This is a genomic window from Thermotoga sp. Mc24, from assembly GCF_000784835.1.
Classification (GTDB): Bacteria; Thermotogota; Thermotogae; order Thermotogales; family Thermotogaceae; genus Thermotoga.
Map to the genome: position 1 here is coordinate 1 of NZ_JSFH01000005.1, position 21807 is coordinate 21807.

The 21807-nt window shown below is 45.8% G+C and carries 17 protein-coding genes; 8 read left to right on the plus strand and 9 right to left on the minus strand.

The genetic code is table 11. From position 1 onward, the window contains the following. The 3 genes from MC24_RS01850 to MC24_RS01860 form a co-directional block, all read right to left on the minus strand. The coding region (locus MC24_RS01850) for an ABC transporter permease (protein ID WP_038052031.1) at window positions 1-814 on the minus strand (814 nt) is incomplete at its 3' end. A 16-nt stretch (window positions 815-830) separates the two neighbouring features. Beyond that, window positions 831-1838, minus strand: a complete 1008-nt coding sequence (locus MC24_RS01855) for an ABC transporter permease (RefSeq protein WP_038052033.1) — start codon at window positions 1836-1838, stop codon at window positions 831-833. A gap of 73 nt (window positions 1839-1911) precedes the next feature. Then, window positions 1912-3789 (minus strand): ABC transporter substrate-binding protein, encoded by a 1878-nt coding sequence (locus tag MC24_RS01860; RefSeq protein WP_038052035.1) that lies wholly within the window; start codon window positions 3787-3789, stop codon window positions 1912-1914. 219 nt (window positions 3790-4008) lie between these two features. On the opposite strand from MC24_RS01860, the gene MC24_RS01865 reads away from it, so the two are divergent. Beyond that, complete coding sequence (locus MC24_RS01865; RefSeq protein ID WP_038052037.1) at window positions 4009-5052, plus strand: endo-1,4-beta-xylanase; 1044 nt, start codon at window positions 4009-4011, stop codon at window positions 5050-5052. A 21-nt stretch (window positions 5053-5073) separates the two neighbouring features. Here MC24_RS01865 and uxuA read toward each other — a convergent pair whose 3' ends face one another. The 5 genes from uxuA to MC24_RS01890 form a co-directional block, all read right to left on the minus strand. Beyond that, window positions 5074-6156 (minus strand): mannonate dehydratase, encoded by a 1083-nt coding sequence (gene uxuA, locus MC24_RS01870; protein WP_038052039.1) that lies wholly within the window; start codon window positions 6154-6156, stop codon window positions 5074-5076. After that, the gene (gene uxuB / locus MC24_RS01875; protein WP_038052041.1) at window positions 6153-7772 is read right to left on the minus strand and encodes a D-mannonate dehydrogenase UxuB; all 1620 of its coding nucleotides are present in this window, start codon (window positions 7770-7772) and stop codon (window positions 6153-6155) included. The genes uxuA and uxuB overlap by 4 nt, the downstream gene beginning before the upstream one ends. A gap of 12 nt (window positions 7773-7784) precedes the next feature. Next, entirely contained in the window at window positions 7785-8804 is a 1020-nt protein-coding gene (locus MC24_RS01880) for a sugar kinase (RefSeq protein WP_038052043.1), read from the minus strand. Continuing rightward, entirely contained in the window at window positions 8801-9412 is a 612-nt protein-coding gene (locus MC24_RS01885; protein ID WP_011943442.1) for a bifunctional 4-hydroxy-2-oxoglutarate aldolase/2-dehydro-3-deoxy-phosphogluconate aldolase, read from the minus strand. The genes MC24_RS01880 and MC24_RS01885 overlap by 4 nt, the downstream gene beginning before the upstream one ends. 69 nt (window positions 9413-9481) lie before the next feature. Continuing rightward, window positions 9482-10222 carry an IclR family transcriptional regulator gene (locus MC24_RS01890; RefSeq protein WP_011943443.1) on the minus strand — a complete coding sequence of 247 codons (741 nt, stop codon included), beginning with the start codon at window positions 10220-10222 and terminating at the stop codon, window positions 9482-9484. 101 nt (window positions 10223-10323) lie between these two features. On the opposite strand from MC24_RS01890, the gene uxaC reads away from it, so the two are divergent. Together uxaC and MC24_RS01900 are read left to right on the plus strand one after the other, a co-directional pair. Further along, window positions 10324-11679, plus strand: a complete 1356-nt coding sequence (gene uxaC, locus MC24_RS01895) for a glucuronate isomerase (RefSeq protein WP_038052045.1) — start codon at window positions 10324-10326, stop codon at window positions 11677-11679. 11 nt (window positions 11680-11690) lie between these two features. Continuing rightward, the gene (locus tag MC24_RS01900) at window positions 11691-12137 is read left to right on the plus strand and encodes a hypothetical protein (RefSeq protein ID WP_038052048.1); all 447 of its coding nucleotides are present in this window, start codon (window positions 11691-11693) and stop codon (window positions 12135-12137) included. Between the two features lie 35 nt (window positions 12138-12172). On the opposite strand, the gene xynA is transcribed toward MC24_RS01900, so the two are convergent. Beyond that, the gene (xynA, locus tag MC24_RS01905; protein ID WP_038052050.1) at window positions 12173-15352 is read right to left on the minus strand and encodes an endo-1,4-beta-xylanase XynA; all 3180 of its coding nucleotides are present in this window, start codon (window positions 15350-15352) and stop codon (window positions 12173-12175) included. A gap of 318 nt (window positions 15353-15670) precedes the next feature. Here xynA and MC24_RS01910 point away from each other — a divergent pair, with 318 nt between their 5' ends. From MC24_RS01910 to MC24_RS01930, 5 genes are read left to right on the plus strand one after another with little or no spacing between them, the layout of a single operon-like run. After that, window positions 15671-16657, plus strand: a complete 987-nt coding sequence (locus MC24_RS01910) for an ABC transporter permease (RefSeq protein WP_038052052.1) — start codon at window positions 15671-15673, stop codon at window positions 16655-16657. A gap of 28 nt (window positions 16658-16685) precedes the next feature. After that, the gene (locus MC24_RS01915) at window positions 16686-17774 is read left to right on the plus strand and encodes an ABC transporter permease (protein WP_052125263.1); all 1089 of its coding nucleotides are present in this window, start codon (window positions 16686-16688) and stop codon (window positions 17772-17774) included. A 13-nt stretch (window positions 17775-17787) separates the two neighbouring features. Further along, window positions 17788-18783 (plus strand): ABC transporter ATP-binding protein, encoded by a 996-nt coding sequence (locus tag MC24_RS01920; protein WP_011943449.1) that lies wholly within the window; start codon window positions 17788-17790, stop codon window positions 18781-18783. Beyond that, window positions 18780-19796 carry an ABC transporter ATP-binding protein gene (locus MC24_RS01925; protein ID WP_038052056.1) on the plus strand — a complete coding sequence of 339 codons (1017 nt, stop codon included), beginning with the start codon at window positions 18780-18782 and terminating at the stop codon, window positions 19794-19796. Before MC24_RS01920 ends, MC24_RS01925 begins: the two co-directional genes overlap by 4 nt. Window positions 19797-19809: 13 nt before the next feature. Then, window positions 19810-21783: an ABC transporter substrate-binding protein gene (locus MC24_RS01930; RefSeq protein WP_038052058.1), complete on the plus strand. Its 1974-nt coding sequence runs from the start codon at window positions 19810-19812 to the stop codon at window positions 21781-21783. Window positions 21784-21807 lie beyond the last annotated feature (24 nt).

Here is a 21807-nt window from a genome sequence, read left to right on the forward strand (position 1 = left end):
AGTACTCACTGATGCTGATGGAAATCAAGTACAGCGCTATGAACAAAAAGATAGACGTTACAACAGGAGTCAGCACCCACCACCAGTATCCCAGTAGAAGGGCCTGGTAGTTTATCGACCACTGAAGCATGGTGCCGAGTGTGGGTATGTCCAGGTTCGACACACCCAGTATCGCGAGTGTGATTTCCATTCCAATAGCCCAGGACATGTTACCTATGAGAGTGGCGAATATGAGCGGTATCAGAAACGGTAAATACTCTTTGAAAACGATCGAAAGGGCTTTTGATCCAGAGAGAAGAGCGGTGTAGGTGAAATCCCTTTCCCTCAAACTCAAAACCTGAGACCTGATCACCCTCGCATCCCATGCCCAGCCAAAGACTCCAAGGAGAAGCCCAAGTGTGGGTAAATTTAAACGTCCTTTTACTATTGTAGCAATAAGAACAATGATGATAAAAAGTGGTATAACCAAGAAGGAGTCGCTGAGAAATGTCAAAACTCTATCTGCGGCTCCTCCTTTGTATCCGGCTATCATACCAACGATCATGGCTATGACTCTCGATACAAGTCCCGCGATCAGTGACATGACAAGTGAGTTTCTCACAGCGAAAGTGAGTTTCCAGAAAATGTCCTGTCCCATCGAGTTGGTTCCAAGTATGTGAGGCCAATGGGGTGGAAGATCCCTCGGGACCTGATTCCACAGGTACGGGTTGTACGGTGAAAAGAAAGACAGGATAGAGAGTGTCAAAAGTACCAGAAGAACTATGAAGCCGAATCTGAAACGTGTATCTCTCAACAGATCTTTCAACACCTGCATTTTTTCCACTCCTTTTTCATCTGTATCTCACCCTTGGATCGAATAGTGGGTAGAGAAGATCTATCAAAAGAATACTGGTTGTGATCAAAAGAATGGAGAGTGTACTCACTCCCATCAAAAGGTTGTAGTCACCTGTAAAAATGGCGTTGTAGAGAAGTGTTCCAATGCCAGGATAGGAGAACACGATCTCCGTGATCAAAGCACCTCCAAAGATCTGTCCCAGAGAGAGAGCAAGACCCGTTATCTGTGGTAACATAGCGTTTCTTATGACATATCTTCGAACGATTCTTCTTTCTTCTATTCCTCCCATCTTTGCGTATTTCACATAGTCCTCTGATTTCACACTCTGAACCACGAGTTTCATGGCTTGGAACCAAACAAATATTCCTATTAAAAGTAAAGAAAGCGCGGGAAGAAAAGCGTGTTTTAGGAGTATCAGCAGGTTTTCCCAGCTGAAGGTGAATTTCATTCCTATTGCAAAACCTCCGCCGATTGGAAAGATGGGAAGTATATACGCAAGGAGGATCAAAAGTCCGAGTGCGAGGATGTAGTACGGCATCGGTCTTATCACCATCGCAATACCATCGAGAATCTTCACCCATTTTCTGTCAGAGAAGTATCCTGCGAGTCCTCCAAGAATGTTTCCTATGATCCAGGAAATGACAGTCGTTACAAACAAGAGCCAGGCAGTCCAGGGCAGTGATTGTCTTATTAATTTCATCACAGGAGTTGGAAACTGAAAGTATGAAGGACCAAAATCGCCTTTTAAAAGTCTTTTCCAGAAGTTGACGTACTGATCCCACAGGCTTCCTTTCAGCCCATAAAGTTCTTTCAAGGTTTCTGTCATCTCTTCTATCGCCTTTGGATCCATGTACGTTCCTTGTGTCACAAGACGACTTATGAACTGTTGAACTGGATCTGTTGGTAGGAATCTCGGAATGAAGAAAATCATAGTAATTCCTACCCAGATGACAAGAAAATAAGTTATCAATCTCGGAAGCAGGTATCTTCTTACAAAACTCAAGGTATCTGCCCTCCTTTTCTCTTTAAAGGACCGGGGGTGTTCCCCCCGGCCCCCTGTTTGAAAGTATTTTACATCATTTTCTACCGGTTGGTTTCAGGAACGGAAGCATGTACTTGAAGTTCGGCCAATGTGTATACGGTTGTGCGTACATGTTCTCCGCTGTTGGATAATTTGTCCAATAATATTCATCGTATACTACCACACCAGGATAGTTAAACGTCGGGATTGTTGGCATTTCTTTGACAAGAAGTTTCAAGCCCTCCACTCCGAGTTCAATGAGTTTCTTTGTGTCTCCCCAGGCCGTCTTCTGTATTTCGTCTATGATCTTGTCCATTTCGGGATTGGTCCATCTTGCGTAGTTACCCCACGGCGCATCTTCACCTAGAGGAACAAGGTATTTGGAATGGAACGGCTCAAGCGTTCTGAACAGATCAGGATGTCCTCCCCATGGCTCTGCTGCTGGCCAATCTGTAGATACTTCAAATTCTCCTTGTGGATGGAGAGTACCACCTAGTTCTGTCGGCTGAACAACTACGTCTATACCAAACTTTTTCCAGGCTTGAGAAGCTGCAAAAGCGTTCCTTTCGGCAGGTCCAGCAGGATTCATACCTGTATTGATAGTGATCTTCCAGAGTTCACCATTTGGTAGATGCCATTTTCCGTCTTTGTCTCTATAGAATCCGTTCTTTTCCAGAAGCTTTTCTGCAACATCGGGGGCATACTTCCACCAACCAGGTCCGAAGATCCTCTTGATCAGCTCGGGATTATCTGGGACAGGGTATCCTCTCTTTCTTGCGTACTCTGCCAGCCTGAATCCAGCCTCGGGATCGTATGGCTTGAACTTTTCGCCGTTTCCAAGATCAAGCTCGAAGTTCTTCAGCCAGTCTTCAAGTTTTGTGAAGTACCAGTTGTAGTATGCGGTTGTGAGAGGAATGTGAATTGGGCTCAACGTTACTGCTCCGTCAAATGCGTTAGCAGCGTATTCAACGATATCAATTGCAAGAACAAGAGCCCATCTCACTTCAGGATTGTTGAAGGGTTCTTTGGCAGTGTTGAAGTGGAGACCTGTCACACACGGGTCTATGTTGACAGTCCACGGAAAGTTTTTCCTCCAGGCTCTGGCTGTCTTAACCCTGTTGAGAACCGCTTTGAGAGCTTCAAGTGACATATCTGAAATGTCAAGCTGATGCTGTGCCATCGCAAGAACTCTCTTTTCTGGAGCACTATGGAAAATCATCAATACATATTTTGGCTGCGGCATTCCGTAAAGCATACCAGTTGGTGTTCTATCCCAGTCTTCTCTTCTCTGCCAGAGCGTCCAGTATCCTCCTGGATCGTAACTGTGAAGAACGTAGGGCCCTGTTCCAACAGGTGGATTGAAATCGAATGTGAGAGGATCTTCCACCTTTTCAAACACGTGCTTTGGAAGCGGTCTCAGAGCGCCCCATCTGTCGAGGAAATAAGTGTGGAACCTGGAGTTTGGTTCTTCGAGTTTTATCAGGACTGTGTAGTCATCAACCTTCACTATTTCTTTTACTTGCTGCATTTGGGCATGGTAACCAAATCCTTCGGTGTTCTTTGCAAGTTCAATAGTGTAGATGAGGTCGTCCGCTGTGAACGGTACACCATCGCTCCAGTAAACACCTTTCCTGAGTTTGATGGTAACTTCTGTGAAGTCAGAGTTGTACTTCGGAGGTTCTGCGGCGAGTGCATTGATAATTTCTCCTGTAGCGTACTCAACACACCACAGAGGTTCAAGGAGCAGGTTTTGAATACCCCTGTCGTTCCAAACCCAAGTGGCCCAGATGTTGAAGTTTCCAGCGTTTGCTGCCCTTCCCGTAAGATATTGAGCTATGAGTGTTTCGTTTCTGGGAATACCTGGTGGCAACTGCTGTGCAAAGAACAGACTGAACATGGAAATGACGAACAAAACTACAAGAAACTTCTTCATGAAAACTCACCTCCCTTGATTGTATGTTATATTTTTTCCTTTCGGGAAATATTTTAATGTAAATCTCCGAGAAAATCAAGGTGCGTTTTTTTGGGATAATGGAGGTTATCTGCACTTGTAAAAGATTATTTCAAAATATTGTCGTTTTTCTTCTTTTTTCTCTTTTTTCCTTTCTGGTATTATATTTTCGTTAAATCATAGAGAAGGAGGTTTCATGTTATGAAAATATTACCTTCTGTGTTGATCCTTTTGTTGGGATGTGTTCCGGTTTTCAGCTCTCAAAATGTATCTCTGAGAGAGCTCGCAGAAAAGCTGAACATCTATATTGGTTTTGCCGCAATCAACAATTTCTGGTCTCTTTCCGACGCAGAAAAGTACATGGAAGTTGCGAGAAGAGAATTCAACATCCTGACCCCTGAGAACCAGATGAAGTGGGATACGATCCATCCAGAAAGAAACAGATACAATTTCACTCCCGCTGAAAAACACGTTGAGTTTGCAGAAGAAAACAACATGATCGTGCATGGACACACTCTTGTCTGGCACAACCAGCTTCCTGGATGGATCACTGGTAGAGAATGGACAAAGGAAGAACTTCTGAGCGTTCTTGAAGACCACATAAAAACGGTGGTGTCTCATTTCAAAGGTAGAGTGAAGATCTGGGATGTGGTGAACGAAGCGGTGAGCGATTCTGGAACCTACAGGGAAAGCGTGTGGTACAAGACGATCGGTCCTGAATACATTGAAAAAGCGTTCAGATGGGCAAAAGAAGCCGATCCAGATGCGATTCTCATCTACAACGACTACAGCATAGAAGAAATAAACGCGAAATCGAACTTCGTCTACAACATGATAAAAGAGTTGAAAGAAAAGGGAGTGCCTGTAGATGGGATAGGATTTCAGATGCACATAGACTACAGAGGGTTCAATTATGACAGTTTCAGAAGGAATTTGGAGAGGTTTGCGGAACTCGGTCTTCAAATATACATCACAGAGATGGATGTGAGAATTCCTCTCAGTGGTTCGGAAGATTATTACTTGAAAAAACAGGCCGAAATTTGTGCGAAGATCTTCGATATATGCTTGGACAACCCTGCGGTTAAAGCGATCCAGTTTTGGGGATTCACAGACAAATACTCCTGGGTTCCCGGCTTTTTCAAAGGGTACGGAAAAGCGTTGCTCTTCGATGAGAATTACAACCCCAAGCCTTGTTATTACGCAATAAAAGAGGTGCTGGAGAAAAAGATAGAAGAAAGAAAATGAGGGGGCGATGCCCCCTTATTTTCAGCAGTATCTCTTTTTCATTTTGTCGATGGCTTCCCAGAGGCCGAGAATGTAGGTTGCACCGAGTGCCCTGTCGTAGAGTCCATAGCCGGGACGTGCCTTTTCACCCCAGATCAGCCTTCCATGATCAGGACGTATGTACCCTTCGTAGTCTATGTCATGAAACGCTTTCATCACTTCAAAGAGATCGTGAGAACCGCAGAAGGAAGGATGTGCAGTTTCGTAGAAACTCTTCTCACCGGTGAACTTCAGGTTTCTCACGTGTGCAAAGTGGATCCTGCCCATCTTTCCGAAATATCTGATCATCTCAGGTATGTTGTTCTCAGGATTTGCTCCGAGTGATCCCATGCAGAACGTTATTCCGTTGTAGGGGCTGTCAACAGCTTTCAACATTCTCTCTATGTTTTCCTTGTTTGTTATAATCCTTGGCAGGCCAAAAATACTCCATGGTGGATCATCCGGGTGTATTGCGAGTTTCACATCGCATTCTTCACAAACGGGGATAACTCTTTCGAGAAAATAAACCAGGTTTTCGAAGAGTTTTTCTTCATCTACGTTCTTGTAGAGTTCGAAGGTTTCTCTCAGTTTCTCCAGTCTGTCCCATTCCCATCCTGGGAGGACGAAACCCTGAGAGCCCTCTTTCACTCGTTTTATGAGTTCGTCTGGTGTTACCCCTTCGATGAGACGGTGATCGTACTCCATCGTTTCAGAACCATCCGGGAGTTTTTTGTGTAGATCCGTTCTCATCCAGTCGAATACGGGCATGAAGTTGTAGCAGACTACCTTCACACCGGCCTTTGCCAGGTTTCTGATCGTTTCCTTGTAGTTCTCTATATACCTGTCCCTTGTGGGAAGACCCAGTTTTATGTCTTCGTGGACGTTCACACTCTCGATAACTTCGAGTTTCAATCCCGCTTTTTCAACGGTTTCTTTCAGCTTCATTATTTCCTCAAGTGGCCAGACTTCTCCCACAGGTATGTCAAACAAAGCCCCTACGACTCCTTCTACTCCTGGGATCTGACGTATTTGTTCCAGTGTCACGGTATCGTGTTTTTCACCATACCATCTGAAGACAAGCTTCATTCATTTTCCCTCCCAACGACTTCTTCGAGTGTTTTCCTCACAGCTCGTGGCCCTGTGATCATTTTCTTGAACAGTTCTTCTATTTTTTCTCCAAGTCCTACTTCGTACAGGTTCACTCTGAAAAGCTGCTGGCTGGAAAGGATTGGTTTCAGATGATCATCCGTGGATTCGGGATCGCCGAATTTTATCTTTGAAACGTAAGACCTCAGGTTCTCAAGAAGGGGATCTGGACTGAGCTGCATTTCTTTTCCTTCATCGTCTATTCCCATGAGGTATCTGCACCATCCCGCTATCACAAGTGGTATGTATTTCAGATTCCTTGGATCCAGATCTGGTCTTTCGTGGTATGCCTTTATAGTTTCGCCGAACCTGATAGGCATCTTTTGAGAGGTATCCGTTGCTATTCTCTGCGGTGTGTCTGGCAGATACGGATTGGGAAGTCTGATGTTTATCACTTCGTTCAAGAATTCTCTTGGATTTATGATACCAGGATCTACCACAACTTTTATTCCCTCTTCTCCCACACCTTCTACAAGTTTTTTCAGGAGGGGGTCTTTCATTTCGTCTGCGATCTTTTTGTATCCCAGAAGGCAACCGAAGATGGCCAGCGCTGTGTGAAGAGGATTGAGACAGGTTGTCACCTTCATTCTTTCTGCCTTCTCAACAGTTTCTCTGTCTGTCAGAAAAACGTTCCTATCTGCTCCTTCGAGTTTTGGCCGGCCGTTCGGAAAGCTGTCTTCTATCACCAGATACTGAGCCCATTCCATGTTTACGAAAGGAGCGATGTGGGTCCTCTTGGATGTCACAAAGATTTCCATTCCCCCTATTCCAAGTTTTTCTAAGTGCTCTTTTATGAATTCTGAAGGACCCGGTACAATCTTGTCTATCATACTCCATGGGAAAGCAACGTCTTTTTCCAGATAATCAATGAAATCTTTTTCCACCAGACCGTTTTTAACCCACTCCTCGGAAATTCTTTTCACAGAGCTGTAGAGTTTTTCGCCATTTCTTGAGAAATTATCGAGGCTGAGAAGAGCGATAGGAAGTCTTCCTGCTTTGAATCTTTCGTAAAGAAGTGCAGCCACTTTTCCCATCGATGTTTGGGGTGAGACAGGACCGTTTTTCATGTCCTCCATCACCTGAGGAAAGAGGTTCCCGGCCTGATCTTCTATGTTGTAGCCTTTTTCTGTGATGGTGAGAGAAGCGAGCTGAAGAGAAGGATTTCTAAAGATTTCTTTTGCTCTTTCCCAGTCTGGATGCGAAGGATCTCCCTTGAGAGCTTCCATCACGCTCGCTATGATTCTCTTTTCAAAATCTCCGTCGGGTTTTATTGTGACCGCTATCGATAAATTGTCGTACGGTTTGTAAACTTTGTCTATGACTTCGTAGTCGAAGAGTTCTATCACATTTATACCAGTGTCTTCCTTACCCTCTTCGAGGAGATTCTGAAGCACTGCCGCAACGAATCCCCTGAATATGTTTCCACCACCGAAATGAACCCATTTCGGTTGTTCTTTTGTATTTTTCTCTACTTCGTCGAGATCGAAATACGGAGGCCTGACACCTATCTTTTCCCAAGCTGCTCTATCTTTTATCGTTTCCCTGTTGAGACGCACGTTTTCACCTCCTTATCTTTCCACTCGACCGGAGGTAGCACCAGATGCGAGTTTCTCTATCTCTTCTACGCTAAGTACCGCGAAATCCCCAGGTATCGTGTGCTTGAGACAGGAAGCGGCTGCTGCGAATTCGGCTTTCTTCTGCGGGTCAAATTCCATCAAACTTCCGTAGATGAGAGCCCCTGCAAAGCTGTCTCCGGCTCCCACTCTGTCCACGATATGTATTTCATATCTGTTCGAGAAATGGGGCTGACCATTTTCAAAAACCATGACAGACCAGTAATTCACAGTTGCGGATATGCTTTCTCTGAGAGTGATACCAACCGTCTTGAAGTTGTACTTCTTATTGACTTCTTCTGCTATCTTCGCGTACGATTCTCTGTTCAGTTTTCCTGTCTTAAGATCGAGACCTTCAACCGAGATACCAAGGACTTTTTCTATGTCTTCTTCGTTTGCAATCAGAACATCCACGTATTCCATGAATGGAATCATCACCTTCTGTGCCTCTTCTTTTGTCCAGAGTCTTGCTCTGTAGTTGAGATCACAGCTCACCGTCACACCTTTTTCTCTGGCGACTTTCAAGGCGTCTTCAAGGATGAAAGGGAGTTCTTTTCCAAGGGAAGGAGTAATTCCTGAGAAGTGGAACCATCTGGCACCATCCAAAATTTTCTCCCAGTCGAAGTCTTCCCTTTTTGCCTCAGAAATGGCAGAGTGTGCTCTGTCGTAGACAACTTTACTCGGTCTCTGAGAAGCCCCTATTTCGAGGAAGTAAATACCTATTCGATTTCCACCTCTTGCTATGTAGTCTGTCTTCACACCGAACTTTCTGAGATGTCCTGCTGCAGCGTCCCCCAGCGGGTTGTTTGGTAGTTTTGTCACAAAGTACGCATCGAGTCCCATCTGAGCAAGAAAAGCCGCTACGTTCGCTTCTGCTCCGCCGTAGGTGACGTCGAAGCTGTCTGTCTGGAAGATCCTCTTATGGTCTGGTGGTGAGAGTCTCAACATGATCTCTCCAAAAGTTACCACCTTCATTCTGTGCACCCCCTGATCTTTTCTACGAGCGCTTTTGCTTTTTCTCTCACCTCGTCTGGTGTTCCTTTCACAAGAGCACTTCCAACACCAACAGCGAGGACTCCGGCTTTGAACCACTCACACACGTTGTCCAGATTCACGCCTCCAGTGGGCACGAATTTCACATTGGGGAACGGTCCTTTCATCGCTTTTACAAACTGAGGTCCCACCACTTCTCCAGGGAAGAGTTTCAAAATCGTGTGACCGAGTTTCATGGCTTTTACAAGTTCGGTGGGTGTCATCACACCGGGCATGTAGAAGACACCTTTTTCTTTGCAGAATTGAGAGATTTCTTCGTCAAGGTGTGGACTGACGATGAACTCTGCTCCACTTTCTACAGCTTTTCTGCACTGTTCGACACTCGTCACTGTACCTGCACCTATTATGGCACCTTTTTCCTTGAGGAACGAGAGTTCTTTGATGACTGTGTCAGCGTCTGGAACAGTGAAGGTGATTTCGATGAGGTGAACTCCTCCTTCAAAAACAGCCAACGCCTTTTCTTTCGCTTCTTCCACACTGTTTGCCCTCAGCACGGCTACAATCTTGTGTTTTTTGAAGAGCTCTTCCATCTTCATCCCTCCTGATATGTGATGTTTAATAATGTTTCGAAAAAACCAAAAATCATAGATCTACGGATTTCAATATCCAAGTTTTCTGGATATTTCTTCTGCCTTTTCTTTGAGTACATCGGAGTATTCTTCTATTTTTTCCTCTGTGAACTTTCGTGCAACCCCGGAAATACTCACTCCAGCCACCGGATATCCGTTGTGATCAAATATAGGAACTCCCACACACATGATACCTATTTCGTTTTCTTCGTTGTCTACGGCGTATCCTCGCTTTCTAATTTTTTCAAGCTCTCTCTTCAGTACTCTGGGATTCGTGATGGTGTTTGGGGTTTTTGGTTTTAGTTCCACAATTTTCAGGTATTCCTTCAATTCTTTTTCGGGAACGAAGGCGAGAATGGATTTACCAGAGGCTGTGGAGTAAAGGTCGACTTTCATACCAAGTCTTGAGACCATAGGAATGCTCTGCTCACCCTCCACCTTGTCTATGTAAACTCCCTCGAAGCCATCTTTCAAAATCAGGTGTACTGTTTCCCCCGTTCTTTTCATGATATCCACGAGATGGTCGTGAGCTATATCCCTAATGTTGAAGCGCCTCAGAACGAATGAACCGTACTCTATCAATTTGTACCCCGGTACGTATCTCTTGTCTTTTTTTCTGAGAACAAACCCTTTCTCTTCGAGAACGATCATGTATTTGTATGCGTTTGAAACGCTCATATTGAACTTTTCGGCTATTTCAGAAACACTTACATCGCCAGGATTCTTTACGATGAAATCCAGTATTTCAAAGGCTTTTTTGAGGGTATTCAAATTATCTGCCTCCCTGATTTTCTTCTTTGTCTACAATCAATTATAATAATACCATGAAGATTTTCTTTTTGAGAAAACCATTTTCAAATGGAGGTGGATGTATGTTTCTTGGAGAGGATTACCTTCTGACAAACAGAGCAGCTGTGCGATTGTTCAATGAGGTCAAGGATCTTCCCATTGTGGATCCACACAACCATCTGGATGCGAAAGACATCGTTGAGAACAAACCCTGGAACGATATCTGGGAAGTAGAGGGGGCAACAGATCATTATGTGTGGGAACTCATGAGACGCTGTGGTGTTTCAGAAGAGTACATAACCGGGTCGAGAAGTAACAAAGAGAAGTGGCTTGCACTCGCAAAGGTGTTTCCAAGATTTGTGGGAAATCCAACCTACGAGTGGATACACCTTGATCTCTGGAGAAGGTTCAACATAAAGAAGGTAATTTCAGAAGAGACGGCAGAAGAGATATGGGAAGAAACGAAAAAGAAGCTTCCTGAGATGACACCTCAGAAACTTCTCAGAGACATGAAGGTGGAGATCCTTTGCACGACAGATGATCCTGTTTCCACTCTGGAACATCACAGGAAGGCAAAAGAAGTGGTGGAAGGTGTTACCATCCTTCCCACCTGGAGGCCGGACAGAGCAATGAACGTGGACAAAGAGGGATGGAAAGAGTACGTGGAGAAGATGGGGGAGCGTTACGGTGAAGATACCTCCACGCTGGAGGGTTTCCTGAGTGCGCTCTGGAAATCCCACGAACATTTCAAGGAGCATGGTTGTGTGGCGAGTGACCATGCTCTCCTGGAGCCATCGGTGTACTATGTGGATGAAAACAGAGCAAGGGCAGTTCATGAAAAAGCCTTCAGTGGGGAGAAACTCACTCAGGATGAAATAAACGATTACAAGGCTTTCATGATGATTCAGTTTGGGAAAATGAACCAGGAAACGAACTGGGTGACACAGCTTCACATCGGTGCTTTGAGAGATTACAGAGACAGTCTTTTCAAAACACTCGGACCGGACTCAGGAGGAGATATTTCGACGAACTTTCTGAGAATTGCAGAAGGGCTGAGGTACTTTCTGAACGAGTTCGACGGAAAGCTCAAGATCGTTCTCTATGTACTCGATCCCACGCATCTTCCAACGATAGCCACCATTGCACGTGCTTTCCCAAATGTTTATGTCGGTGCTCCATGGTGGTTCAACGACAGTCCATTCGGCATGGAGATGCACCTGAAATACCTCGCTTCAGTCGATCTTCTGTACAACCTTGCGGGGATGGTCACAGATTCCAGAAAACTTCTCTCCTTCGGTTCCAGAACGGAGATGTTCAGGAGGGTTCTTTCGAATGTGGTGGGAGAGATGGTTGAAAAAGGGCAGATTCCCATCAAGGAAGCGAAGGAACTCGTGAAGCACGTTAGTTACGATGGCCCGAAGTCTCTCTTCTTTAGATGAGGGGGGAAATTATGAAAAAAATTTTCAATTACGTTTTGGCCTATCTCTTTCTTGCAGTGACAAGTGTTCTTGGATTTTACGTGATATTCATAGAAGGTAGAAGATTCTTCTTCACCTTGCTTGGACTCACAAGTGCTCGTTTACAAACCATAAACGCTGTGGACAAATTCGTTGTGATAGTTTTGGGCATCGCGTTCCTTGGATTTTTCATATTCAGTGAGAGTTACTTCAGGAAAAAAGTGGAAAGTAGTATGAAGGATCTTCTAAGGGCGGTTCTCACAGTTTCAGGAATCCTCATGTTTGTTTGGGCAGGGTTTCAGGCTCCATTTTTCTTCTCGGTCGGTTATAAGTTGGGATTACCGGAAATCATCAGTTACCTTCTGAAACTCATCGGTGGATCTCTTCTTATTTTCGTTTCCTCCAGATATTTGAAAAATGAGTATCTACACAGTGTATGAAGAATAACCCCCCGCACGAGCGGGGGGTTAATCCATCACTTCACCAATCTCAGATTTCCGAACTTTGAAGGATCTTGCCAGCTGTTGTTTGTGGGATCGCTCCAGGAGATGATACCGACCCTCTGGCCCTTCTCGTTCGCATCGTTCACCTGGACGTTGAAACCTATCACCGTGTTCGGTGTTGGCTTGATCGTCTTCCACTTGATCGCTGCCTCAACTATGTATCCTCCTTCGATCAGCTTCACCGCCGTCACAAACCTTGCAGCACTTCCTCCCGTTCCAAACGTCTGCTCGTTCATGTAGTTCACCCTGAACTGCGCATCGTCGTCTTCGTAGTATCCTGTCTTGTGGTTGTTCTCATCCACGAAGATCTCCACGGAATCCTGCTCCCACGGGTTGCTGTTGTCTTTGTTCAGAACGGGGTCTTTCACGATCGCAAGTACGTACAGGTAGTTCTCGTCCCAAAGCATTCTCACTTTTGCTGTCGCATTCTTGTCAAGCGATCCCATAGCCACCGCTTTCGTCTCTATCTCCTCTGTCGTGTTCCAGATCTCATCGATCTCTCCATCGATGACCGGTGTTCCGTATTTTGCTGTCGCTACCATTATTCCTTCGAGCTTCAGTGTTCCGTAGTTCATCGTGTTCGTCTTCTGGCTGTTCGTCGTGTCGCTCCAGCTGTACCACTTGCCGTCGTCTATCACTGAAGCGTCGAATCCTATGTGGCTGTCTTTCTTGAACTCTACATCCGGCAGTGTGATCGACATCTCGAAGCTGTATCTTCTAAAGCCAGGCCCAACGAATTTCTTCACCTGTACGTCTTCTCTGTTGACTTCTGTCTTCCAGTTCGTCCACAGTACTACGTAGGTGTCGTCAGGCTGCAAATAGGGTGTTCTTTCGTTGTTCGGATTGATAAAGATGGCCACTCCATCTTCTGCCGGTTTCTTCGTTTTGTCCTGTACCTCTCCGTAGATGTAGATCGTGCTGTCCTTCCACACCGCCCTGATCGTCGCCTTCACGTTCCCTTCTTCGTCGAGGATTTCTATCGGCTTCGACATCATGTACGAGTCGTCCATCATTCCCACTACCACAGCCTCGCCTTCGGAGATCCTGCTTTCTTTTGGAAGAGATGGCAGCACTTCAGGTGCCACTATCGCCCAGTAGGCGAGTTTCGCCTGGTGATCTTTGTCGAAGATGAGCGGCCAATCGTTTCTCCTTGTTGCTATCCAGGAGTAGTCATCCTTGAGGCCCCAGAACGTGACGTTCGTGATCACGTTGCTGTACTTTTTGAAGATCTCAAAGAGCTGCATCATCTTGTGAGCCTGCTCGATGAGTGCTGTCCTCGGGGCCTCCGGGTAGTTGGAGTTGGAATCTCTGTAGACGCTCATATCGAGTTCCGTGATATGAATTTCGATACCTGGTATGGTGCTGAACTTTTTGATGGCCTCTTCGATCTGCTTGATGTCCGTTGCAAGACTGATGTGACACTGCATCCCTATCCCATCGATGAGCCCCTTCTCTTTGAGATCCTTCACAAGATTGTAGATGATATCTCTCTTTTTGGGTTCGAACGTGTTGTAGTCGTTGTAGAAGAGTTTTGCATCCGGATCTGCTTCTCTTGCGAATTTGAAGGCGAGTTCTATGTAGTCAGGTCCCATGATCTGGTACCACGTGGATCTTCTCATCCCATCCGGTTGATTCGGATCGACCGCTTCGTTCACCACGTCCCATGCGTAGACCTTTCCTTTGAAGTGTCCGACAACGGTGTGGATGTATTCTTTGAGTCTTTCTGTCATGGCCTCTTTTGAGAGGAGGTTTCCGTTTTCGTCTTTGAAGAACCAGTCGGGTGTCTGGTTGTGCCACACCAGTGTGTGACCTCTTATAACCATGCCGTTTTCCTCGACGAACTGAATGTATTTGTCTGCTGTTTCAAACCTGAACTTCAGCTTACCGTTTTCGATGCCCGCGAGCAGGCTCTCTGGTTTCATCTCGTTTTCTGCGGTGATGCTGTTGAAGTGTTTCGTGATGAGTTCTATGTCCTTCGGGTTGAGGAAGACCTTGGACGGCAGTGCAACTCCGACTTTGAAGTAGTCTTTTAGTACTTCTTTCAGAGCAGGTATCTCTTTTTCAGGTTCCATTTCAATCTTTATCTCTGCGGAAGTTGTATCCACTATCTTCACGTCGTCTACGTAGAACTCGAGAGTTGGATTTTGAGATTCGAAGTAAAGCGTGAGATCTTCCACGGTAACTCCGGCCGGGATTGTGTACGTTCCAGAAAGCTGCACCCACTGACCAGATGGTACAGTGGCTGATTTTATCCATTCGTACTGTGTGCTCGCGTCGGATGAGTACTTTCTCTGCATTGTCATGATGATCGTCTGATCTTGACCGGAGTTCTGATAGACCCAGGCTTCAAAAGCGTAGGTTTTTCCTGTTTTCAGGATTCCTTTCAAGTTGATCTGGGCACCCTGCCAGCCCTTCTGCCTGTTGGAGATAAAGAGCGAACTCTTACCTGAATGTGCCACTTCAGATGAAGCTTCGATGTTCACGTCTCCTCTGGGCTGCCAGTCTCCAACACCGTTTTCAAAGGATGTTTCGTAGATGACCTTTGGGCCCGATTCTTTTGGAGCAAGTACCTGAACCTTGTCAAGGTAGAAATTGAAATTCGTGTTTTTAGACGCTACAATGATGAGAGAATATTTTGCGGGTGTGCCTTCGAACGTGGGTGAGAACGGTACTAAGATCTCTTTCCAGTGATCTGATACGACAACCTTGTCGAGTATGACGTCGTACCTCTCTCCCTTCTCATCTTCTGTTCTCGCGACTACGTTGAACAGCTGTGGAGCATCAGAAGATTGATAGACCTGGAAGGAAAGAAGGTAATCTGCTCCGGATTTTACCTTTCCGGTCAGGTCGATTTCTACCCCATCCCATGGGGAGGTTCTGTTCTCGACCTTTAGAGAGTACTCACCATCTGCTGCTACATCCTGAGAAGCTGTGAGAACAACGTCTTTTCCAAATGGGACCACACCTTCTGTTGTTCCTTCAAAACTCAAAGCAAGAACTGTTTCGAGAGAAAAATCTCCCTTAGAGGAGGCTTCTTTCCCGAAACTCAGAACACCCGATGCTGCCAGTACGACACCGAGAAAACCCGCTAAAATCCCCACCAGTACGGCGGTTGAAACATCCAGAAGACCCCGTCTCTTCCTGACTTGCATAGATTCACACACCTCCCTGCATAAAATTAACCAACCTTCTTTTGGGAAATTATATCACCCTAAAGTTATTTTTTGTAAAGAAAAAATTGGGCTTCTTCGATAAGAAATTATACCATTATTGTGAAAGGAACTTTCAAATTAGAAAAACGAAGATATTCTGCAATAATTTCTGCTATTCGAAGTTAATGTGGTGTAATCGCCGTTAATGGTGCTTGATTTCTTTTGATGTGATAGTGTAGAATTCATTCCAAGAAGGAACGATGTAACCCGCGATTGTAACTTCTGATTTCGAAAACAATTTTCGAGGAGGTGTACTGGGTGCTCGCTTATATAGCAAAACGAGTTCTCTACGCCATTCCTTTGTTGTTCGTTATCTCTATTGTTTCTTTCATCATCATCGAACTTCCTCCAGGAGACTATCTCACCACATATGTTATGACGCTCAGGCAAAGTGGAGAGACCATCGATCAGGCGGCTCTGGAAGTTCTGAAGAAAAGGTATGGTCTGGACAAACCAGTGATAGTCCGATACTTTTACTGGATCGGCAACATCATTACGAAAGGTGACTTCGGATACTCTTTCATGTGGGAAAAACCTGTCAGTGATTTGTTGAATCAGAGAGTCTGGTGGACAATACTGATATCCATTCTTTCAACGGTTTTTGCGTGGGTTTTCGGATTTTTGATAGGTGTGTATTCAGGTACGCATCAGTATTCTATTGGTGATTATGTTTTCACTGTTCTTGGTTATATAGGACTCGCCACACCTAATTTCCTCCTCGCTCTGATTCTTTTGTGGTTCATGTTTGTAACGACCGGTGTTAGCTTGGGTGGGCTCTTTTCTCCAGAATATGCCGTTGCTCCCTGGTCGTGGGCCAAATTTGTTGATCTCTTGAGGCACATCTGGATTCCTGTTGTTGTTTTGGGAACGGGAAGCATGGCCGGTCTCATAAGGGTTTTGAGAGCGAATCTCCTTGATGAAATAAACAAGCCTTATGTGGTTGCAGCGAGAGCAAGAGGGGTACCTGAGAGGGAGCTCGTCTGGAAATACCCGTTGAGAGTTGCCGTCATTCCTTTTGCTTCCACTGCTGGATGGGCACTTCCTCAGATAGTCTCGGGAGCAGTTGTAACGGGTATCGTTTTGAACCTTCCCACGGTTGGTACGCTTCTTCTTGACGCACTCACTTCCCAGGATATGTACCTTGCAGGGAGTCTCGTTTTGATACTGAGTGTCTTCACGATCATAGGAACTCTCATATCCGACATCTTACTTGCCTGGCTCGATCCCAGAATAAGATTCGAATGAGGTGATAGGTGTGTGGAAGAGGAAGAAGATGGACAAAACAGAAGAACTGTATCTTGCTTCAGAATGGAAGTTGATGTGGTGGAGGTTCAAGAAAAACAAACTCGCAGTTGTTGGAATGGTGATCCTCGGAATACTCTACATTCTTGGTATTTTCTGCGAATTCTTCTCACCGTACGATCCGAATAAGATCTTTTCAAAGTACGTGTACGCTCCTCCACAGAAGATTCACTTCTTCCACGAAGGAAAATTCATCGGACCCTTCGTCTACGGCTACAAGATAGAAAGAGATCCAGAGACGTTCAGAAGGATCTACAAAGAAGATAAGACGAAGATATACAAAATAAAGTTCTTTGTTCACGGTGACAAATACAAACTCTGGAACACATGGGAATCCGACGTTCATTTTTTTGGAGTAGAAGAAGGTACTATCTTCCTTTTTGGAACTGACAGACTCGGAAGGGATGTCTTTTCCAGAATCCTTTACGGTGCCAGGATCTCCACCACAATAGGACTGGTAGGTGTTTTTCTCAGCATGGTTCTTGGGATCATCATAGGGGGCATATCTGGATACTACGGAGGAAAGATCGATAACTTCATCCAGAGAACTATAGAGTTTCTGATCAGTATTCCAACCATTCCTCTCTGGATGGCACTGGCTGCGGCGCTTCCAAGGTACTGGTCACAGATAAAGGTGTACTTTGCCATCACCGTGATCCTCTCATTGATAGGCTGGACAGGGCTTGCGAGAGTCGTGAGAAGTAAATTTCTCTCGCTCAAAGACGAAGACTTCGTTGTAGCTGCAAGGCTTGCTGGAGCTTCGGAATGGAGGATCATTTTCAAACACATGCTTCCATCTCTGACGAGTCATCTCATAGCGTCCGCTACACTTGCTATTCCCGGGATGATACTCGGTGAGACTGGCCTCAGCTTTCTGGGACTGGGACTCAGACCACCTGCGATCAGCTGGGGTGTTCTTCTACAGGAAGCACAGAACATAAGAACTGTCGCTCTCTATCCATGGCTTCTGATACCTGGTCTCTTTGTGATCGTCACTGTCCTCTGCTTCAACTTCGTCGGTGATGGTCTGAGAGACGCCGCTGACCCATACAAGACATGAAGGGAGGAGAGTCATGGAAAAGGTTCTTGAAATAAGAGATTTAAGAGTTTATTTCGATCTCACTGAAGGAACAGTAAAAGCGGTTGATGGTGTTTCGTTTGATATTCGAAGGGGAGAAATACTGGGTCTTGTCGGTGAAAGTGGTTGTGGTAAGAGTGTAACGGCACAGTCTATCCTGAGAATTCTTCCAGGAAGTGCCCGTATAGTTAGCGGGGAGATCGTGTTTTACAGGAACGGAAAGACTTTGGATCTCGCAAAACTCGATCCCGAAGGTGAAGAAATGAGAGATATAAGAGGGAAGGATATATCGATGATTTTTCAGGAACCGATGGCCTCTTTTTCTCCTGTGTACACAGTTGGTGCGCAGATGATAGAAGCGATATTACTTCACGAGAAAGTTTCCAAGGAAGAAGCACGGAAGCGTGTTGTAGAGATGCTCAAAAAGGTGAAGATTCCGAACGCCGAGAAGGTAGTGGATATGTATCCTTTTGAACTCTCCGGTGGAATGCTTCAAAGATGTATGATCGCAATGGCTATGTCTCTGAATCCCACGTTGCTTTTAGCGGATGAACCCACGACTGCTCTGGATGTGACTATACAGGCACAAATTCTTTATCTAATGAAGGAACTTCAAAAGGAGTACCATTCTTCGATCCTTCTGATCACGCACGATATGGGGGTTGTGGCCCAGATGGCAGACAGAGTGGCTGTGATGTACCTCGGAAACATTGTGGAGACAGCGGAGGTCTTTGAACTTTTCAAGAATCCACTCCATCCTTACACACAGGCTTTGCTCAGGTCCATACCGAAGATTGGAATAAGGAAGACAAGACTCGATACCATAAAGGGCATGGTTCCAGATCCGTACAATCTTCCAAAGGGTTGCAGGTTCCACAACAGATGTGAGAAGTTCATGAAAGGATTGTGTGATGTGAAAGAACCTCCCGAGATTGAGGTAACACCCAGTCACAAAGTAAAGTGTTTTCTTTATGGAGGGGAAAAGAAATGAAATTATTAGAAGTGAAAGGACTGAAGAAGTACTTCCCGCTGACAAAGGGTTTTTTCAAGAAAGTGGTAGGTTACGTCAGAGCAGTGGACGATGTCAGTTTCGATATAAAACAGGGTGAAACTCTTGCACTGGTGGGAGAGAGTGGCTGTGGAAAAACAACCACCGCCAAAAGCATACTCAGAGCGATAGATCCCACAGATGGAGATGTCATTCTTCATGTGGATGGAAAAGACGTGAACATAGCGAAGCTCCCCAGAGATGAGCTGAAACCCTACAGAAGGTATATGCAGATGATCTTTCAGAATCCTTATACCTCTCTCAATCCAAGAATGAAGGTCAAGGAGATCGTTGGTGAACCGCTTTTGGTGAATGGTATAGCGAAAGGAAAAGAACTGGAAGATCGAGTGGCAGAGCTTTTGAAGGCGGTTGGATTGAGACCGGAGTATATGATAAGGTATCCGCACGCTTTCTCTGGCGGACAGAGACAGAGAATCGTTATAGCAAGAGCAATCGCTCTGAGGCCAAAACTGGTGGTGTGTGATGAACCGACATCTGCGCTGGATGTTTCTATAAGAGCACAGATACTGAACCTTCTGATGGATCTTCAGGAAGAGTTTTCTCTCACCTATCTCTTTATCACACACGACCTGAGCGTTGTGGAACACATATCTGATAGAGTTGCGGTGATGTACTTAGGAAAGATCGTGGAGCTTGCCAGCACCGAGGAGATATTCGAAAATCCAAAGCATCCATACACGGAGACGCTTTTGAGGTCCGTTCCAAAGCCTGATCCGGATTTGAGGGAAGAACTCGTTCCAATAGAAGGGGAGGTTCCAAATCCGGCGAATCCTCCATCAGGATGTTACTTCCATCCAAGATGCCCTTATACAAAAAGTATCTGTAAGGAAGAGTATCCCGAGTTCAGAAATCTTAGAACGGAAGACAAACCACATTACGTGGCCTGTCATTTCGCCGAAAGTTTGAAATTGAGAGGCGTGAAAATCACTTTGTGAGGGGGTGTTAGTTGTGAGAAGGTTGTTTGTCTTGTTGTCACTTGTGCTCTTGGTTGTTTTTGTTCTTGCTGCCAACGACACATGGGTCTTTTACGCAACACCGGAGGAGTACTACAAGGTTACAGGAAAAAAGATTACTGAGTACCACGAATCACCGATGCTTGCCAAACTCGTCAAAGAAGGAAAACTTCCACCCGTTGAGCAGAGGCTCCCGGAGGAACCGCTCGTGGTTCAGCCTGTTGAGAAAGTTGGACAGTTCGGTGGTACCTGGAGAAGGGTCTGGAAAGGGCCTTCTGACAGGTGGGGCATTTCCAAGCTCATCGAAGTGAAACTCGCGTTCTGGGACAAAGAGGGTGGAGAGCTCGTTCCGGGGCTCGCAAAGAGCTGGGAAGTTCTGGAAAACGGAAGGGTATACATCTTCCATTTGAGAAAGGGTGTGAAGTGGTCTGATGGAGCACCGTACACGGCCCACGATATTGTGTTCTGGGTTAATGACATCGTAGGAAACGACGATATCACACCTTCGAAACCCGACTGGTACAACATTGGCGTGAAAGTCGAGGCGCTCGACGACTACACGGTGAAGTTTGAATTCAGCAAGCCTTACGGATTGTTCCTTCTGAAAGTTCCATACGGTGGATTTACCGGAGCACCAGCACACTATCTGAAACAGTTCCATCCAAAGTACACACCGATGGAAGAAATAGAGAAGAAGATGGTAAAGGGCGTGCACAACACCTGGGTGGACCTCTTCAACGATAAAAACGACTTCCTTGAAAACACCGAGCTTCCAACACTCTCACCGTGGAAGCCTATCACCGATCCAACGGAGCAGTTCTACATACTCGAGAGGAACCCGTACTTCTGGGCGGTTGATATCGAAGGTAACCAGCTTCCGTACATCGATTATGTGCGGCACGAATACGTCAAGAACGACGAAGTCATACTCCTGAAGGCGATCTCCGGTGAAATCGATATGCAGTGGAGACACATCGGGGGACTGGGAGCGGGAGCAGGAAACTTCACACTGCTCATGGAGAACGCCCAGAGTGGAGGATACAGGGTGCTGAAATGGATCGCTGCGAACGGTTCTGCCAGCAGAATCTCACTGAACTACGCTCACTCCGACGAGGTGATGAGGAAAGTCTTCAACGATGTGAGGTTCAGACAGGCTCTTTCACTCGCTGTCAACAGGGAAGAAATCAACGAGATCCTCTTCAACGGTCTCGCTGAGCCGAGGCAGGCATCTCTCGTGAGTGGATCCCCGTACTTCGATTCCGAATGGGAAAAAGCGTACGCAGAGTACGATCCAGACAGGGCGAACAAACTTCTCGATGAGATGGGATTGAAGTGGGATAACAAGCACGAGTACAGACTCTTACCGGATGGTAGACCGCTCCGATTCACAATCACCGTGACCGGACAGTTCCATGTTGACGTCTGGACGATGGTAAAAGAATACTGGAAGCAAATAGGTGTCTGGGTAGAAATCGAGAACGTTGAAAGGTCTCTCTTCTACGAAAGAGCCGATGCTGGTGACTTCGATGCGATGGTGTGGAACATGGATAGGGCCGCTCAACCACTCTCTTCACCGATGGTTATCTTCCCGGGTTCCGAGGACATAGCAGACTTCTGGTACATAGGATGGAGTGACTGGATCTCGTACTACATCGACAAGAACATAAGAGGCGTGGAACCCGAAGAAGTACCCGAAGGATCTGAACCACCAGAAGTAGTCTACAGACTTGTCGATCTGTACTACCAGATAGCCTCCACGCCGAATCCCGATAAAATCAAAGAGCTCATGGCAGAAGCGACGAAGATCCATAGAGAAAATCTCTGGATGATAGGAACCGTCGGAGAGGACCTTTCGCCTGCCATAGCGAAGAACAACTTCAGAAACGTACCGGAATTCCTCGTAACGGACGATGTGTTGAGAACGCCTCTGAATGCCATGCCGATGCAGTTCTTCATCGAACAGAAATGAATCAGAGCCCCCGGCAAACGCCGG